At 42.1% G+C, this 16,997-nt stretch carries 20 protein-coding genes and 3 tRNA genes; 9 read left to right on the top strand and 14 right to left on the bottom strand.

Annotation, left to right across the window (positions count from 1 at the left end):
- Positions 1-701: 701 nt before the first annotated feature.
- The 3 genes from WC615_RS10180 to WC615_RS10170 form a co-directional block, all read right to left on the bottom strand.
- Positions 702-774 (bottom strand) — tRNA-Lys (locus WC615_RS10180).
- A 130-nt stretch (positions 775-904) separates the two neighbouring features.
- Complete coding sequence (locus WC615_RS10175; protein ID WP_372977992.1) at positions 905-1,918, bottom strand: WD40/YVTN/BNR-like repeat-containing protein; 1,014 nt, start codon at positions 1,916-1,918, stop codon at positions 905-907.
- Positions 1,915-2,322: a DUF2147 domain-containing protein gene (locus tag WC615_RS10170; RefSeq protein WP_372977991.1), complete on the bottom strand. Its 408-nt coding sequence runs from the start codon at positions 2,320-2,322 to the stop codon at positions 1,915-1,917. Before WC615_RS10170 ends, WC615_RS10175 begins: the two co-directional genes overlap by 4 nt.
- Positions 2,323-2,470: 148 nt before the next feature.
- On the opposite strand from WC615_RS10170, the gene WC615_RS10165 reads away from it, so the two are divergent.
- Positions 2,471-2,554: transfer RNA gene (locus WC615_RS10165), tRNA-Leu, on the top strand.
- A gap of 79 nt (positions 2,555-2,633) precedes the next feature.
- Positions 2,634-2,717 (top strand) — tRNA-Leu (locus tag WC615_RS10160).
- A gap of 13 nt (positions 2,718-2,730) precedes the next feature.
- Here WC615_RS10160 and WC615_RS10155 read toward each other — a convergent pair.
- From WC615_RS10155 to WC615_RS10125, 7 genes are all read right to left on the bottom strand, one after another.
- On the bottom strand, positions 2,731-3,186 hold the full coding sequence (locus WC615_RS10155) for a hypothetical protein (protein WP_372977990.1): 456 nt from the start codon (positions 3,184-3,186) through the stop codon (positions 2,731-2,733).
- A 93-nt stretch (positions 3,187-3,279) separates the two neighbouring features.
- Positions 3,280-5,025, bottom strand: a complete 1,746-nt coding sequence (locus tag WC615_RS10150) for a hypothetical protein (protein ID WP_372977989.1) — start codon at positions 5,023-5,025, stop codon at positions 3,280-3,282.
- Between the two features lie 42 nt (positions 5,026-5,067).
- Positions 5,068-5,508, bottom strand: coding sequence for a hypothetical protein (locus WC615_RS10145; protein WP_372977988.1), 441 nt, complete (start codon positions 5,506-5,508; stop codon positions 5,068-5,070).
- A 355-nt stretch (positions 5,509-5,863) separates the two neighbouring features.
- The gene (locus WC615_RS10140) at positions 5,864-6,058 is read right to left on the bottom strand and encodes a hypothetical protein (RefSeq protein ID WP_372977987.1); all 195 of its coding nucleotides are present in this window, start codon (positions 6,056-6,058) and stop codon (positions 5,864-5,866) included.
- Positions 6,001-6,702: a hypothetical protein gene (locus tag WC615_RS10135; RefSeq protein ID WP_372977986.1), complete on the bottom strand. Its 702-nt coding sequence runs from the start codon at positions 6,700-6,702 to the stop codon at positions 6,001-6,003. The genes WC615_RS10140 and WC615_RS10135 overlap by 58 nt, the downstream gene beginning before the upstream one ends.
- Positions 6,703-6,882: 180 nt before the next feature.
- A complete protein-coding gene (locus tag WC615_RS10130; protein ID WP_372977985.1) occupies positions 6,883-8,106 on the bottom strand; it encodes a PBSX family phage terminase large subunit in 1,224 nt (407 codons plus the stop codon).
- A gap of 39 nt (positions 8,107-8,145) precedes the next feature.
- On the bottom strand, positions 8,146-8,613 hold the full coding sequence (locus WC615_RS10125; RefSeq protein WP_372977984.1) for a terminase small subunit: 468 nt from the start codon (positions 8,611-8,613) through the stop codon (positions 8,146-8,148).
- A 212-nt stretch (positions 8,614-8,825) separates the two neighbouring features.
- On the opposite strand from WC615_RS10125, the gene WC615_RS10120 reads away from it, so the two are divergent.
- The 5 genes from WC615_RS10120 to WC615_RS10100 all read left to right on the top strand — a co-directional run bounded on the left by WC615_RS10120 (position 8,826) and on the right by WC615_RS10100 (position 13,205).
- Complete coding sequence (locus tag WC615_RS10120) at positions 8,826-10,067, top strand: BamA/TamA family outer membrane protein (RefSeq protein WP_372977983.1); 1,242 nt, start codon at positions 8,826-8,828, stop codon at positions 10,065-10,067.
- Positions 10,068-10,264: 197 nt separating this feature from the next.
- Complete coding sequence (locus tag WC615_RS10115; RefSeq protein ID WP_372977982.1) at positions 10,265-10,855, top strand: hypothetical protein; 591 nt, start codon at positions 10,265-10,267, stop codon at positions 10,853-10,855.
- 123 nt (positions 10,856-10,978) lie between these two features.
- Complete coding sequence (locus WC615_RS10110) at positions 10,979-11,269, top strand: RNA-binding protein (RefSeq protein ID WP_191173912.1); 291 nt, start codon at positions 10,979-10,981, stop codon at positions 11,267-11,269.
- Between the two features lie 169 nt (positions 11,270-11,438).
- On the top strand, positions 11,439-12,773 hold the full coding sequence (locus WC615_RS10105) for a sensor histidine kinase (RefSeq protein ID WP_372977981.1): 1,335 nt from the start codon (positions 11,439-11,441) through the stop codon (positions 12,771-12,773).
- Positions 12,774-12,872: 99 nt separating this feature from the next.
- Positions 12,873-13,205, top strand: coding sequence for a hypothetical protein (locus WC615_RS10100; protein ID WP_372977980.1), 333 nt, complete (start codon positions 12,873-12,875; stop codon positions 13,203-13,205).
- Positions 13,206-13,319: 114 nt separating this feature from the next.
- On the opposite strand, the gene WC615_RS10095 is transcribed toward WC615_RS10100, so the two are convergent.
- Positions 13,320-13,736 carry a hypothetical protein gene (locus tag WC615_RS10095; protein ID WP_372977979.1) on the bottom strand — a complete coding sequence of 139 codons (417 nt, stop codon included), beginning with the start codon at positions 13,734-13,736 and terminating at the stop codon, positions 13,320-13,322.
- Positions 13,737-13,788: 52 nt separating this feature from the next.
- Positions 13,789-13,971: a hypothetical protein gene (locus WC615_RS10090; protein ID WP_372977978.1), complete on the bottom strand. Its 183-nt coding sequence runs from the start codon at positions 13,969-13,971 to the stop codon at positions 13,789-13,791.
- A 212-nt stretch (positions 13,972-14,183) separates the two neighbouring features.
- On the opposite strand from WC615_RS10090, the gene WC615_RS10085 reads away from it, so the two are divergent.
- Positions 14,184-14,879: a helix-turn-helix transcriptional regulator gene (locus WC615_RS10085; RefSeq protein WP_372977977.1), complete on the top strand. Its 696-nt coding sequence runs from the start codon at positions 14,184-14,186 to the stop codon at positions 14,877-14,879.
- Between the two features lie 77 nt (positions 14,880-14,956).
- Positions 14,957-15,463 carry an N-acetyltransferase family protein gene (locus WC615_RS10080; protein ID WP_372977976.1) on the top strand — a complete coding sequence of 169 codons (507 nt, stop codon included), beginning with the start codon at positions 14,957-14,959 and terminating at the stop codon, positions 15,461-15,463.
- A gap of 1 nt (position 15,464) precedes the next feature.
- On the opposite strand, the gene WC615_RS10075 is transcribed toward WC615_RS10080, so the two are convergent.
- Positions 15,465-16,190 carry an outer membrane beta-barrel protein gene (locus tag WC615_RS10075; protein WP_372977975.1) on the bottom strand — a complete coding sequence of 242 codons (726 nt, stop codon included), beginning with the start codon at positions 16,188-16,190 and terminating at the stop codon, positions 15,465-15,467.
- Entirely contained in the window at positions 16,187-16,918 is a 732-nt protein-coding gene (ubiE, locus tag WC615_RS10070; RefSeq protein WP_372977974.1) for a bifunctional demethylmenaquinone methyltransferase/2-methoxy-6-polyprenyl-1,4-benzoquinol methylase UbiE, read from the bottom strand. Before ubiE ends, WC615_RS10075 begins: the two co-directional genes overlap by 4 nt.
- Positions 16,919-16,997 lie beyond the last annotated feature (79 nt).

The raw sequence follows: 16,997 nt of genomic DNA, 5'->3' as shown, positions 1-16,997 counted from the left end.
ATCTTTTAATCGCTCATAGCGGACTAAAGTGCACTTACTCCGGTTGTTCTTGCTAACCCCTCTCCGCAAACTCCTCCTTGTTAAGTTTGAATCCTGCATCAAGTTTTTTTTATTATTTGTTTGGCATGTAAGCATCTTAACCATTGCCGCAGTTACTCTTTTGTTTACAGCTGCAAACTGATTATAGTGCTTTTCTAATTCTCCCCTTGTTTTACTACTATGTAGTTATTTATTAGTTTTTGATCAGGGTTGCATACTTGCAATGGCCGCCTTTTTATCCCAGACGTCAGGATTATTTTTTACCGGATGAAAAGCCGTCACGATTTCCATTGATGGTGATCCTTACTCAAATTGGAACTAATCCGTCTTTAGATGCTTTTGGCGGTTCAGCCAAAATAGGATTGAAAGATCTTCATTTACTTTCATGAGATTTTTGTTTAAAATGAAACGATATGTTTTAAACTGAAAATCAAACTAATACAAGTATCAGTATTAATTCGGTAACCTAATTTCGGAAGAATACATAGGTTACCGATTACTTTGAATTAGATTGAACTGACTTGCATTAAAATTCTGAAGAATAGTGGAGGGGTAGTTTTGAAAAGGTTGGTTTTTGAACGCAAAAGCCGTATTTAAACAAAAAAAGCCTCTTTTTCAAGAGGCTTTTACTTCAAAACGTTCGACCTGTTGGGAGGTCTTTGTGATCCCGCTGGGATTCGAACCCAGGACCCCAACATTAAAAGTGTTATGCTCTACCAGCTGAGCTACGGAATCAACTTTTAACTTTTTCGATGTGTTATCGTTTCCGTTTAAAGTGGTGCAAATATAGGATTATTTATAATTGCATGCAAGCCTATTTTTAATAAATTGTAAACTTTACAATAAGTGCTTCACACACACAAATTTAAAATTTAAAAATTCCTAATTTGCCCCTGTCTCCGGCAAGCAAAATAAGGTTTCCGCGCTTTGCTTTTCGGCAAACGTTATAACTTACCTCATCAATCTTACGCCATGTTTTACCACCATCTATTGTAATATTAGTTCCTGAGGTGCCTGTTGACAGAAAAACATCATCATTTATGTATTCAACACATGATTGATACCCCGCAGGGCCAACCGTAGGTAACTCTTTTTTAAATTTTGCTTTCGATTTCGGAATAATATAAGCCACCGAATCTGTTAGCTTATCCTTTGCATAATTGCCGCCAACAATAATTGTTTGGTTATTGCCATAAGCAACCGAAAATGCGCCACGACTTGCAGCGCCATTTGTAAGTGGTAAATTTTGGCTTGTCCATTTCTGTTTTCCTATTGGTAAAACAAGCATACGACTATTACTACCTCCGGTAACAATAGTAATTGAGGTGTTAACGCGCAGGCAGGTGCCGCTCGCTGCAAAGGCAGCCTCGTCCTTTAGTGCAGTAGGAGGATTTTCGGATGGATTCCATGTTTCGCCGCCATTTGTGGTTTCTAATAATAAAAATTTGCCATCAATAGGATCCCCCAAAACAAAGCCATGTTGCTTGTCAGAAAAATCCATAGCATCTAAAAAGTAAGTGCTATCTGCTTGTTGAAATTTTGTATCCCAATGGGCGCCACCATCGGTAGTTTTTAAAATATAAGCTGGTGAACCTGATGCAATAATTACAGCCTCTTTATCTGAGAATGCTTCAATATCCCTAAAGTCGGATTTTTCGAACCCTTTAATTTGTTGCCAGTCCCAGTTAGTGCCACCGTCTGTTGTTATACCAATAGTGCCCTTTGTACCGCTTACCCATGCTATTTTATCGTTAACTACAGATAAGCCCCGGATACTAACCGGTTTATTTTGCTGAATTGGTATAACCGTTTGCGCATTTACACTTATTGAATAAGCTAAAAGGTACGTTAATATGCAAGTGATGTGTTTTATTTTCATTTTACGCGGGTCCAATTTTCGCTTCGGCCTAATAATGATATCCCTATGTAACCGCGTATTTTTAATACATCACCCTTAAGTGTCATCTTGCAACTGTAAGTTTTGCCGCTTTTAGGGTCATAAATAGTACCATGTTCATAAATATTATCGCCGTCAAAGGTGAAATTCTTTAATAGTTCAATGCCAAGTATGGGGCGAGACTGCAAGTTTTTATCAGGGTTACGATCATCCAATTTGGGTTTGCCGTTATCATTATTAGGGACCTTTATCCATGAAAGCTTACCAAAGAATTTACTTTCCTTTTTATAGATCAGTATCTGGCCTTCGCCGTTTGCGCTTAACCATTTACCTAATATGGCGTCGGCATTTTGCGCAGATGCCGATATTGAGCATGCTGCTATCATTATTATTAAGCAGAGTTTTTTAACCATAAATTTTATAATTGATAGCCTAAGTTACCTTTTGAAATTGGGTTTGCCAATATGAAGCTTATTTTTTGCATTTATTTTAGCCGCATTGCATAAAACAATTATATTTGCAACCTCGTAAAATGCCCGGATGGCGAAATTGGTAAACGTTGCGGTCTCAGAAGCCGTTGAGAATTGTCTCTTGAGAGTTCGAGTCTCTCTTCGGGCACATCCATTAAAAGTCTTAAGTCTGTAGTTCAACGCCGGTAGGTTAAGGACTTTGACTTAAGACTTTGTACTTGATAAAAGCCCGGGTGGCGAAATTGGTAGACGCACCATCTTGAGGGGGTGGCATTCGTAAGGATGTACGAGTTCGAATCTCGTTCCGGGCACACACCTCCTAAATCAATTGCTGGTAGTCTTGAATTTGTTTTGGTAATACCATTCCAGGATGCAAACCCCATCAGCCCAGCTCAGTTTTCCATCTGCAGCAACTTGAGCAATTAATATCGATAGATTATGTAAAAACGCACTTTTGATGTCTCCATCCAGGGTTTTTAAAGTTTTTACAGCACATTTAGTTATTTCCTGTGGATCTGTTAAGCCGCTGCATTGATCGGTAAGCTTTAGATCGGTTAATATAACAGGGATACCTGCACGCAATGCCTGTTTTATTTTATCATCAATTTCGCCGGGAATTATAGCAGTCAGTATATCGGCAATAGGGGAGTCGATAATAGTTTTTATATTTTCTGTAATGATGATGCCAATGTGTACGGCTGCTTTTAGTTTATCCGGAAAGCTATTAAATAATGACTTTATGGCTCCCCATAGTTTAGTTAAGAATGATTTGATACTCATATTTATTATTGTTTGTTTTTTACTGATTTAATATCCTCTACCTCTCGCTGTAGTACAGTTACCTGACCCTCTAAAACGCGGAGGCGGACCTCATTAACCCGGTTTTGAGCTGCTGCCGTTCAGGCCTATCCATCGCAAATAAAGTGATTGGTCGTCTACAGCGTCATCCACCCGTATGGTTTGGGTTTGGGTAACCGCGTGGGTAACATCGTTTTCATCATCGTATTTCAGCGTTACATTAACATAATACACATCATCAGCAAAAGGCCCTTCAATAAGCAGCCTGTTTAGCCCCAATTGCCCTGGCACCGGCACTACCGACTGGCTTTGCCTGGCAATAACCATTTTGCTGCCATCCTGGTTCAATAACCATGAGCCATCATCATTTAACAGGTAGCTGGTTTGCGGCCCGCCCGGTAATGGGTTGCGGTTAATATCCAATAGGGTAAAATCGGCATATAATTGGCGGCCAACCAGTTCATTACCATAAATAAAGCCGATATCAAAAGGGTAGCCATTGCTGTAGGCTGGTTCGGAAAAATCGCTTATCCATTTGGCTTTATCGCCGCCGGCGGGTACGCCGGCAAAGGGTACGTATGCAGCAAGGTTGCCACCATAGCGTTCGCCAAGTTGTTTGGCAGCATAAACTACGTAGTATGCATCTTCAATGGTGTTGAATAATGGGGTATGCCCGTCCCATTCTTCGGCGTAGGCAATTTTGTAGCTGGCACTCAGGTTATCATCACGGTAGTTTGTTTGGGTGTAATCACTTTCATCTTTAGCGAGCAAAAGGCTTTGTAAAAAGTTTGAGATATCGGCCCGTGTTACACCCTTATTGTTGGGGCGGTTTTTTGAGGTAATGATACTTTCCCTGCCGGTTATTTTATCATAAAATGTAATGCGGGTAAGCACTTTATAATAGGGCCTTAAGCGGTTTATATTAATAAAGCCTGTACTGCTTGTTGTAAAGGGTGTATCAATAACCAACGCGTTGGTATTATACTTATCAATTACCTTAAAAGTACCTGTACAGGTATCGGTTTCTATATAGATCTGGTCGCCCGGGGTAACTGATGATACATCGGCATTTACCAATACCCTCGTATTGCCATCAATAGTGTTTAGCTGCAGGGCGGTAACATTAAAATCGCGCCGTTGGTAGGTGAAAACCACCGGATTAAACGCCGCATTCCAGCGTGATGTGTTGCCGCCGGGCAGGGTAACCGATGGATCTGCCTGTAACAGGTTATTAACTGTTGGAATAAATACGGTTTGGCTAACGCTTTGGCCGTTAGCATCTACCACCGTAACCGTATGGCTGCCGCCTGCCAGCCCGGTAAAAATATTTGATGCTTGCGTTAATGTGCCATCAAGTTTGTAAGCAAGCGGAAGATAGGTAGCCGTCGCATTTACGGTTATTTGCCCGTTATGGGCACCGGGAGCGGTTTCAGGGCTATCAATATTAATGTTTACTATCTCAATATCACCGGCCTGCTGTGGCGGCGGCAAATCCTCGCCATCTCCGCCGGTAAGCGCTATAAAGTTGAAGTTTTTGCTGGTGGATGATGTTACCTGGTGGCTGCTGTTAAAAATAACGTGCCCAATTTCGCCGGTATAAATAAGCGATTGCATACCGGGTACGGTTACTGTTTGGGTAGTAATGCCGTTTATACTATCGTTAATGGTATAGGTAACAATGCAGTTATTGCCATTGGCGGGTAACCCGGTTAAGGCATTTACAATGGCTACATATACTTTAGCGTACATATACATGCTCCCATTGGCATCGGTAGTGGTGGCAGGGATATGAACAACTTCTATACGTGCTGTTAAACTCATTTTATTAGTGGTTTAGAATTGATTGATAAACTAATGTGGGATTTAATAAACATCGTAATACATAGTGTTAAGGGTTATGGTTAAGCCAACCCCGGTGGTGTTAACATCAAACTTGTTGTACACAGGCAGGCATTTAGCTTTCTCGCCGGCCTTAATGCGGAAGTAACGGCCTTTGCCATCGCGGTATTTGGCGGCTTTTACTATAAACTCGTTTGCCATGCGCAGGGCCTGTTGCACGTAGGTTTCGTTTTCTGCAGTAAACTGGCTAAACTCTGTTTTGTACAGAAACTCCAGGTATAGCGTAAATACATTATCTACCGACCCGTTTACCTGTGGCGCTACCACAATGGGCTGCATGGGGTACATAAACACGCAGGGGAACACGGCATCATCTGCCAGGGTGTTCAGTTCTTTTTCGGTGCCGTATAAAAACGACGGGCTGGTGCTTAGGCTTTGGGTTATGGTTTCTATTTGGTTGCGCATGGTTGGTATTATAGAGATCGGTTGATTTGTGATTAGTTAATTGTTTTGGTGAGCCTGTAGAACCATTAGGTGATAAGCATATTGTTCAGGTCTTCGACAGGCTCAGACTGACAATAATGAGAGAGCTTGGCATTTCGGTATTTACTCACCCGGTCATTGCTTCGCTCGACCACCCTCTCTTCGCTGCGCGGAAAGAGGGGTTTGATTTGCAACCTTGCATTTCTCCTCACCCTCTTTGCGAAGCAGAGAGGGTCGGCCAGCATAGCGTAGCCGGGGTGAGTAGATTAACGCAGGACATGTAGCCAACTTATTTGTGGGGTGCTGAAACAAGTTCAGCATGACGATAATGGAAAACCTACTGCTGCATCATTTCGCTATACCTTTTCTGGTACCCGGCTTCTGTTTTGTTGAGCAATAGTTTGGTGAGGATGCGCTCGTATGGCATGGCCAGGATCTCGTTCCATTTGGTGATATCGCCCCCGGCCAGCGAGTTTACGGTGTTGATGTATTTGAATTTTTCGAACGCCTGGATGCCTGCGCGCTTTTCCAAAGCATTTGCAGCCGATGCCAGAAGCCTGTTCTCGGTTTCGATAAGTTGGGATAGCTCATAAAAAAATGTTTGGCAATGGGCAGTGCCTCCGTTACCCTAAGTTGTTTAATGGTTTCGGTAAAAGCAGCGGCGGCATATTCATCATACTTTTTGCCGGTTACACGGCAGTAAAAGTAATAGGCCAGCACCTTGCAGCACGCGGCAAGCGAAGGGTTAAAATAGTCCTGCCAGTTTTCTTCGCCGTATATTTTAATGTGGTCGGCTATTTCATCGGCAATCACATCACGGGCAGCCATAAAGGCTCCCGCAGGCTCTACCGACAAGTTGCGGATGACATTTACTTGGATAGGTTTTTCATCAACCTTAACAGTGATGTTTTTAGGTATATGGTCGCTGTTATACAGATATTTTATCTGGTGCGACAAGGACAGCACCGCATCCGCAAATTGCATAAAAGCGCTTGCATCACGTACCGATTCCAGCTCGGGAACAGGCACACCCGATAGGATACTGATGGCATCCAGATCACCGAGCTCGGGCGTATCCTGTAGCGCCATCATTTGCCCCAGCGTAACCTCATTTAATTGCGATGGGATTTTTACCCGCAGTTTGCCATGTGTGGTTATAAGTGTTTTTTCTATCATGTTTTTTTAATTGCATCGATTTGTTTTGATTGCATTTCACTGATTGTTTTAATGATTTTCTTGTGCCATCGGCACAACTGGTTGGTAGCAAAGCATTATGGATGTCAAGCGTTCCGATAGGAACGCCTGGTTTTACTTTATAGGTTTCTACCAACCAAAAGTCCCTACGGGACTTGCCTATCATGCAAATCCAATCAGTCCCTCCAATACTCCCCCTTCAGGGGGCTGGGGGGCATGTGGTAACCTGCTTTTTACACCATTGCCACCTTTTGTGTTTAACTTATTCAACGCTACATAACGCAAGGGGTCAATCAGGTGGTTATAAGTATCAACGGGTTGGTTAATGGCATTGCCGCTTTTGTCGGTTTTCCATTTATACCGGCCTAATTCCTTACGCAGGTTTATGCTGTTGCGGGTTACGTTTAGTTTATAGCGTTTTAGTATATCTATCGAGTTTTTAATGCTGTCGGCACCTTTTTTAGCGCCGGTAACAAACCAGCCCAGGCGCTTAAGCTCTTCTATCGATTTTGGTTCGGCGCTATCGGCAATTATTTCCGTTGCTTTGTTAATGCCGCAACCGGCTAATCTGCGTGCCAAATCGGTATTGGTTAGGCGTGTTTCATAGATCAGTTCATCTATCCAAAGTTCACCGTTTTGTTTATATACCTGCAGGCAGCCGGTTTCGTCAATGGTGAACCCAAAATCGAGCCCGGCGGCTATCAGTTTGGCATCCTTCGGGATAGCTTCGCAGATGTGCCAGTTATCAAACACAAGCCCGTTTATTTTGCCGGTAAGGCCACGGGCATAAACCTTCCATAGTTCCAGATCCTCGGTTTTCAGCGCTTCAATTTTTTCACGCAAAATATCCTCAGTAAAGGGGTTATGCCTGTGGTCGGATATGAAAAGCTGCACGCCCGGTTTGCCTATCAGCTTATCATGTACCCAAAACCCGCTGTTTGGGTTGTAGTCGATAAATATGCGTTTTTTGGTGCGCAGGGCCAGTTCTGTATAAACATCCCACTCAATACCGTTTGCCTCGTTAATAAACAGGTAATCGCGTTTGCCGCTCTTGGCATCCTGCGCATTGGCGTAACTTTTAAACTCAATTAGGCTGCCGTTGGTAAACCGAAAGATGCGGTCGGTATGGTTAAAATTCTTAACAAGGCGTTTCAATATGTCCGATTCGCTGTGTATGGTCTGTGCATCGCGCAATGCGCCCGATTTTAAGTTTGGGATATCCTGGCCAACAACTGTAATGACCTGTTTTTCGTTTTCGGCAGCCAGGCAAAACAATACCTGCTCAATGGCATAAGTTTTACCCGAACTGGTGCCGCCCTGGTTAATAACTACATGGGCGGTAGATTTGTAGTTGTTTTTGAATAAGACAGTAGTTTTTGGGTGCATAAGTTTTAGATAAAGGGCAGAATGATTAAATACAAAGGATTAAAGGGCTACATCCTTCTCGCTATCTGCCAGTTTCGGGCCCGAGTTAATGATTTCTATCTGGATGGTTTTAGGTATTTCGTTAAGCAGGCTGTCGTCAGGCCGCTCTGCCCAGCCCTGGCTTTTTAGCATAAATATAGCCCCTGTAGACGACTGAAAGTGAAGCCTTTTCTCATATTCGGCTTCAACCCTTAACCGGGCTTTTTTAACAATATCTGCAAATTCTCCATCGCGCTCATAAGCCTCCATTTCGTTTATACTTGTAAAACCTATGGCTAATGCCAATCCGGATAGGGTAGCAGGTTCGGGTTCGCGGTCCCACACTTTTTGATCTATAGTATCAGTATTATCTTTTGCACCCTTTACCAAAACCTTTTCTATATGATACTCTCCTTGTAGGGTGGTGAAATATTTATTAATACGCGCTCTGTAGGATTTAAGTTGTTTTAAGTCTTTTAGGTGTTTCATGAAGTTTGCGTTTAATGTTATTTATGCCGATTGGCATAAATCATGTACAAATATACGGCTAATTCTTTATTTTTGCAAGTGAATTAAAGAATTTTCTTTATTTATTATAATGTAATTAGAATTGTAACACATCGCCTAAAGTGGTAGTCTATCATTTACAAAAAATATATCTTTACAGCGCTTACTTCAGCATTAAAACCTTGTACCCGGCAATGAAATTAACCCTACTGCTGATAGCGATTCTTCTTTTACCGTTACTGATACAAGCACAGGATAAAAGTACCGTGCCGCTAACCCGGCGCCGTATGAATGATACGCTGGTAGTTGCACAGCAGGATACTTCCGCGCAAAAAGATCTGTATGATGTGATCCGCTCGGTATTTAACAAAAAGGGCACTGTTGATAACAAAGCTACCACAGTAATTGGGTCTAAGCCCGTATTCTCTGTTTTGCCTGCCGTTGGCTATACATTGCAAACAAAACTGGCGGTAACACTTTCGGGAAATATCGCCTTCCGCGTTTCAGATAATTCTCGTATTTCAACCATATCGTCAAACGCGGCGTATACGCAAAACAAACAGATCATCATTCCCCTGCAATCAAACATCTGGACGGCGGGTAACAAATTCAATTTTATAGGCGATTTTAAATACTACAAATACCCTCAAAGCACATTTGGCTTAGGTAGCAACTCCAGGTCGGCCAATGAAAACCCGATGGACTACACGCTGTTTCGCTTTCACGAAACTATACTTACCCGTATTACGGGTAACCTGTATGGCGGTGCGGGGTTTATTTATGATAACCACTTTAATATAACCGAAACGGGGAATGCCGACGGCAGCGTGTCTGACTATACCCTTTATGGCCCGGAAACAAGCACCGTTTCATCAGGGATCACTTTGAATGCCCTTGTAGATATGCGCGATAATTCTATCAACCCAACAAGAGGGTTTTATGGCGCTGTGCAATATCGTAATAACAAAACTTTTTTGGGCAGCACATCGGCATGGAGTTCTTTGATCATTGATGTGCGTAAGTATTACAGGTTTCCAGCGTCTTCACATAACGTTATTGCATTTTGGAGTTACAATTGGGTGGTGCTTAACGGCAAGCCGCCATACCTCGACCTGCCCGCCAACACCTGGGACCAATATAACGGAACGGGCAGGGGATATATACAGGGCAGGTTTAGAGGTGCACAAATGGTATATCTGGAGAGCGAATATCGTTACCATATAACTAAAAATGGATTGCTGGGTGGTGTTGCATTCTTCAATGCCGAATCGTTTTCGGCAGCGCCGGGTTCGCCCCTGCAGAAAGTGCAGCCCGGGTATGGTGCCGGTTTACGTATAAAATTAAACAAAGTATCTAAAACCAATATTGCTATTGATTATGGTATGGGCAACCAGGGTTCAAAAGGCGTGTTTGTAACCGTTGGCGAAATATTTTAAAGGCGCGTTAAATTAACTGATAGAGAGTTTAATACGTACTTAAAATAAATGTTAGTTTTTTAATAAACCAGGCAAACCTTTGCGCTTTTTAATACGTTTAGATGGTATAGTTAAAAAATGTTAAATAATTGTGTTTAAAGTACACACAAGGCATAAACGCAATATTTTTTATCTATTTTTATAGCATCCATTTACCTATGCATTCAAAACGGTTTACTAATTGGTATGTTTCACTTGTCCTGCTCCTTTCGGTGCTTGTAGTGTCGTGCCAAAAAGATACCGGTGAGCAGGCGGTAGATCAGAAAAAAATAGCCCTGAATGCCGATAGCGCTTTAAGCGCAACCTCTCCTGATAACTTCCTGGCAACGGAAGGTACCCTTACTATCAAAATGAAGGATACAACCTACACATTTGACGCCGCTAAAGACTCGGTAGCATTTGTGAACATGAGTGCCGGCGAAAACCGCTATTTTGGTATTACCGCAATTAACAAAGAACATACAATGAGTTTTGGCGTAAGCTCAAAAGGGGCAGCGGCAGATAGCTTAACCAAGCCCGTAGCAGGCGGCCAGTTATTAATGATGGCCGATGTAATGCACACCAGGCAATACACCCTTACGCAATACGCCGAACCCGGTGATGCAGGGAAAATAAACCTGGTGAAGTACCGCCAAAATGATATACTTGCAAAAGGTAATTTCTTTACTTTTCTTTCAAAAGATGACGACCCTAATTCATCGCTTTACAGAGTAGAAGGGATCTTTGAACTGAAGCTTAAAAAGCAGTAATATCACGCCAGTGTTATATTGACACCACATTGTAAAAAACACTTTACATGCCCGCCATTTGGCCGTAACGCTGTGAAAATTGGCCTATTTTGCGTATCTTTACAGAAAAACAAAAGGAGATTAATGAAAGTATTTATTGGAGGCCTTCCGTTAGAAGTAAGTGAGGCCGAATTAAATGCGGTTTTTGGTGATTTTGGGCCTGTTAAGTCCCTCAGGATCGTTAAAGATCGTGAAACAAAAGAGAGCAGGGGCTTTGGTTTTGTAGAGATGGTTAATGAAGCAGAAGCTAAAGAAGCCATCCGTTGCATGAACGGCCAAAGCTATTATGGCAAACGCATAACAGTTAATATAGCCGAGGATAAAGGTCCTGGTTTTAACAGTGGTGGCGGCAGAGGCGGTTTTAGCCGTAACTAAGCCCTATAATATTTTTCTTTGAAATAAGATCAGCTCCGCAATGCGGGGCTTTTTTTATGCTTATTACAATTAGAGAAAATCTTTATTTTTTTAAGAAAGTTTTTGTTAGCTAAGGCTCGCCCTGTAAATTTTTATTTGTAATCTTGTATAACCCTAACTAATCAATAATTTGCGCCTATTTGGTGACATAAACAGGCTTTGGATAAGGCTTACAGGCTCAACTGCGGAGTTCCCTCTGGAATTCAGGATATTCCATGCTCTTTGCCTTATAGCTAGCTTGGCGCTTGCCTACAATGTTCCTTTCAACTATCTTATTGGCTTACCTTATATTGCTTTACTTAGCCTGGTAACGCTTATAATTTTCTTGTTCCTTTATTATCGGTCGCGGTATCAGCGTAAGGTAAAATCCACTATAACCATATTTACCATTATTGGTAACCTGCTTTTTGCCATAAATTTTGTTTATAACTCGGGTACCTACGGCCCAACCGATTTGTTAATGGGCTTGTCTATTTTGCTGGTGCTTTGCGTGGTGCCCAAAAAACAGCAAAAAATGTGGATAGCTGTAAACCTGTCTATCATTATTGGGATGCACCTGGTGGAGTATTTTCGCCCCGCGTGGATACCCAATAGTTACATTAGCCGCGAAAGCCGTTACTGGGATCTGTCATCTGCTTATGTGGTGGTAATTATTGTGTTGTATTATACCATTACCTATCTAAAGCGCAATTATGATCATGAAAAGCGATCTGCTTCTGAAAAAGCTAATGCTATCGAACTACAGAACCGCCATATCACCAAACAAAATCACGATCTGGAGCGCATCAATTCAGAAAAGAATAAACTGATGTCTATCATAGCGCATGATCTGCGTTCGCCTTTGAGTAATATCCAGAATTATCTGGAACTTGTGACGGAATATGAGCTGGATACTGCTGAACGCCGTATGGTGGAGGGCGATCTGTTAAAAGTTACCCGCCGTACCATTGATATGCTTGGCAAGCTGCTTGTATGGTCAAAGGCGCAGATGGACGGCGTAAATGTTAAACTTAGTTATGTTAACTTGCGCGATGCCTTATTCAATACCATTGAATTAGAGAAAGCAATTGCCCTAAAAAAAGACATCGCACTAACCACTGAACTTGACTGGGATATAAAAATTGTTGCCGATAGCGATATGTTGCAACTGGTGATACGAAACCTGATCAGTAATGCTATAAAATTTACTAACACAGGCGGGCAAATATCCTTTAAAGCTAAGCAAATAGGAAGCGAATGCTGGTTGATTATCCGTGATAACGGTATAGGTATGAGCACTGATAAACAAAGCGAGTTATTCTCATTGCAAGCCCAATCAACTTTTGGTACAGATAACGAAAAAGGTGTAGGCCTTGGCTTGTTGCTTTGTAAAGAGTTTACCGAATTGCAGGGCGGCCGTATTTGGGTTGAAAGTGCCCCCGGTGCAGGTACCGCCTTTTTTGTATCAATGCCGGCAGGGAATTAAGTCAAAAGTCAAAAGTCAAAAGAACATTATGTTAAGCCGGTTGGTTTAATGTTGAATAAATGAGGTTTTTTACTTTTGAATTTTTAATTTTGACTTACTATGAGGCCTGGCGATAAAGTGATATGTGTTAACGATAAAATTGATCCTGATAAGAACGAGGAGATAAGGCGCGATTTTGAGATCTGGATAACGAAGGATAAAGAATATACCATCCGCGAGATCCTTGACAATAACGGCATCGTTACCGGCGTACTGCTCGATGAAGTACACAACTTCCCAAAATTCTTTAAACTCATAAACCGTTTCCAGGAACCAGCATTTGCTATATGGCGATTCCGTAAGCTCAACTACGCTACTGCACCTGCAGAAGCAGTAAGCGAAGTGGAAGAGTTGGTAGAAGTTAATAAAGAAGAGTTGGTTAAATCTAAATAATATTCAAGCAATCCTTACTCAATCTTCTATGCGATTGGGTGGAACAAATAACCTCTTTACGGGGGGCGCCCTCTTATACACAAAATATGTTTTAAATGCTGTGTGGCATAGTGACTACCAGCTTTTATTAACAGCGGCTTCTGTTTCCACTAATTGGGTTAAAATGGTCCTTAACATCGCTTCCCGTGCCCATTGTTGCTCTACAAGTGTTGCATCCTGTTTGTACCAGGTAATAGCTTCGTTGATCTGTACACGGGTTTTATAAACAAACTGTTTGTTTGGGTGTAATCGCTGTCCCTCGTAGCTGTTTAGGTTTTCGGCCTTAATTACTTTCGCGAAATTCTTAAGCGAAATATCCAACTGCAGGCATTCGTCCAGTGAGTTTTTAAAATCATGTTTATCCTCCAGCCAAAGGGTCAGGGTGTCATCGGTCATGTCATGGTCGGCAATGCTGATACGGCTGTAATTGTAATCTACGGTGATGATAAGCCACCACAGCTGGTCTTTTAGTTTTTGTGCAATCTTTATCATGGATGTTGTTTTTAGTTTGGTTATGGAATTGGCAGGGGGGGCAACTTTAGCATTAAGCTTTTAATTCAAAAGGCGGCAACCATCCTGGTATATACTTTTGTATTTCGGCAATCTCGGCCCGGTATTTATTGCATGCAGTTTGGTAGCCCCGGTAGCGCTGGGTTAATTCTTTACTTAATAAGTCGGGCTTGCCGTTTTTGGGTTTGGTGCGTAGGGCAGAGTAGGCTATATACATGTTTTTGGTTTATTGTATTTAATAATTTGTTAAAAAAGGCATTGAATAAACCCACCCTGAATCCTGAAGGAATAAAGTACTTTCTTTAAATTCTGTACGCATAATGTTTTGATTGTTGATTTTTAGTTTTAAATTAGCAGTTATCGAACGAACAAATATAAAGATATTTCTTTAATAAAATAAAGAAATATCTGTAATTATTTTTTATTGCTATGGATGAGCTATCAAAACCGAATAAAATAAAAACAGTACGACCTGAAACACTGGAATTCATCATCCTGTATAATCAGTTGCGTGGCCGCGCATTTAATAATAATAGCGAGTTGGCAGAGGCGTTGAACTTTAATTCGGCAAGTTCTATTACCGAGATTATTAAAAGCCGCCAAAATATCGACCCGGAGAAACTGAAGATCTTTAAAGAGAAGTACAGCGAATATTTGGGCAGCACCCAAAAGAATGCAGATAAACCTGTTACCGCCCATCGCGAAGAGGGCATCCCTATGTATGATATCATCGCTACTGCATCAGGCGTAGAGGTTTATAATGACATAAACGATTCGCAGTCGGTTGGCCGCATGAATTTCCCGGGGATCGAAGAATGCGATTTTGCCCTGCCGGTTTGGGGACATTCGATGTACCCTTACCTTGAGAACGGTTGCTGGGTGGCCCTTAAGATAATCAGTGATAAAAAAATACTCCCGGGTGAGGTGTATTATATTGAATGGGGCGATTACCGCATGTACAAGCGCCTGCTGGCCAGCGATAACCCCGAAGAAGTGATAGCCCACTCTGATAATGTAACAGAAATGGTTGCGGGCCGTTTAAAATACGCGCCTTTCCCTATCCGTATTGATGAAATAAAGAAGCTGTGTTTGGTGAAGGATATTCATAAAAAGCATAACCATTAATTTAGGTGTGAGATATTAGACCTGAGATTTGAGACTTCGTTTTTTTGACTTTTTAATTTTGATTTTTGACTTTATAGATGAGCATACGCCTTGCCACTTTAACAGATATCCCTGCAATTATGCAGGTTATAGCCGATGTTGTACCCATAATGCGTGCAGCAGGCAATTTGCAATGGGACGATACTTACCCCAACCCACAGGTTTTTGAAGAAGATATAAAAGCCGGGCAGCTTTGGGTGGCCGAGCTTGACGGCCACATTGCTGGTGTAACTGCTATTACAACGGAACAGTATCCAGAGTATGCGCAGGTTGGACTGGATATTAATGAAACCGCTATTGTAACCCACAGGTTGGCGGTTAGTCCGCATTTTAGGGGCAGGGGGCTGGCTGCCGATCTGCTGCAGCAGGCTGAGGTGGTAGCTATTGATCGTGGTATAGGCATCTTGCGCATTGATACCAATACACAAAACCACGCTACCCAGCAACTTTTCCCAAAACTTGGTTATAGTTTAAAAGGCGAAATTACATTAGAGTTTAGGCCGGGATTAAAGTTTGTTTGTTTCGAAAAACGATTGGATAAATAACCTATTCAAAGAACAGGCTAAACATAAAAGTATGCAGCGATAGTTTGCTAATAGGGTTTGCATAAGGTGTATTATCTGCCACCAGCATATTGCCAAAGCTGTTGGTCAGTTTTATCTCGGGCGATAGCTTGAAGAACTCGAAATAAATATCGAAACCGATACCGGCCTCGTATGACGAGTAACCGCGTATGTTCCTTAATAAACGTTCTGTAGGGGCGGTGTTGGGTTCATCCTTTTTCGAGCCTATAGCCCCCGAATATTTTAAACCACCCACAAGGTAAGCACGCATGTTACCAATACGGTCTGATTTTAGTTTAAGTTGCAGCGGGAAATCAACGGTAGTGGTTTGTACAGATTTGGTAACATTCTGCGACGGGTCTTCAAATGCATAACTTACAGACCGGTCTGAAAAAACCAGCGATGGCGTAACACGGGCCTCTAAATGCTCTGTTAAACGGTAGCGGGTTAAAAAGCCTACGGCAAAGCCCGGCATGTTTTTAGAGCTAATGCTTCTTAACGGGGTTGTTGCATTAGTGCCCAACTCGGCATCAAAGAAAGGTTCGCGCCAGTTAGGTTGCTTTACTATTTTAAAACTGCTTTGTACGTACGAAAAAGAGAAACCAAAACTCAGGTCGTTTTGGTCGGCGCCGCCACCCCATGCCTGCGCAAACAAAAAATTGCTGCAGCCCATCAATATTAATGTGATGAAGAGGCGGGTTTTGATCATTTAATACCGGTATAAATTGAACAGATGCCAAACGCCAAAGGGCGGCTTTTGGTATTTTTAAAACCCGCTTTCTGCATCAGGCCGGTAAAAGCTTCACCATCCGGGAAAGCCGCGACCGACTCGGGCAGGTAAGTATAAGCCCTTGCATCTTTAGAAAAAAGTTTGCCAATACCGGGCGTTACATAGTTAAAATAAAAAGCGTAAAGCTGTTTTACCGGGAACGCCTTGGGTTTTGAAAATTCCAGTACAACTGCTTTACCACCCGGTTTTAACACACGGTGAATATCGGCCAGGCCGGTTTCCAGGTTCTCAAAATTACGTACACCATAAGCAACAGTAACAGCATCAAACTCGTTCGCCTCAAATGGCAGCTTTTCAGAGTCGCCCAGTTTTACTTCAAATTTATCACTTAAACCACGCTTAGCTATTTTTTGATCAGCTATATCAAGCATGCCCCGTGAAATATCCACACCTATAATCTTTTTTGGTTTCAGGATGCTTAAGGCTTCAAAAGCAAAATCGCCGGTGCCGGTAGCCACATCCAATATTAGTTGTGGTTTGTCTTTTTTAAGCTCGTTAATGGCTTTTTTGCGCCAGATGATATCTATCCCCAGCGACATGAAATGGTTTAAAAAATCGTAAGTTTTTGAGATGTTGTTAAACATATCGGCAACCTGCTCTTTTTTGGTGCCCTGCTGGTTTTGGTATGGTGTTACAGTTTTGCTCATGAGTATGCCGGCAAAGATAAGTGTTTGTGATCGATAGTCCCATAGCCCATGGTTGATAGTAGGAATTATGATAATGTAC

The organism is Mucilaginibacter sp., assembly GCF_041663085.1.
Classification (GTDB): domain Bacteria; phylum Bacteroidota; class Bacteroidia; order Sphingobacteriales; family Sphingobacteriaceae; genus Mucilaginibacter.
The sequence above is the reverse complement of the archived record's forward strand: the minus strand, read 5'-3'. Positions and strand labels throughout refer to the sequence as shown.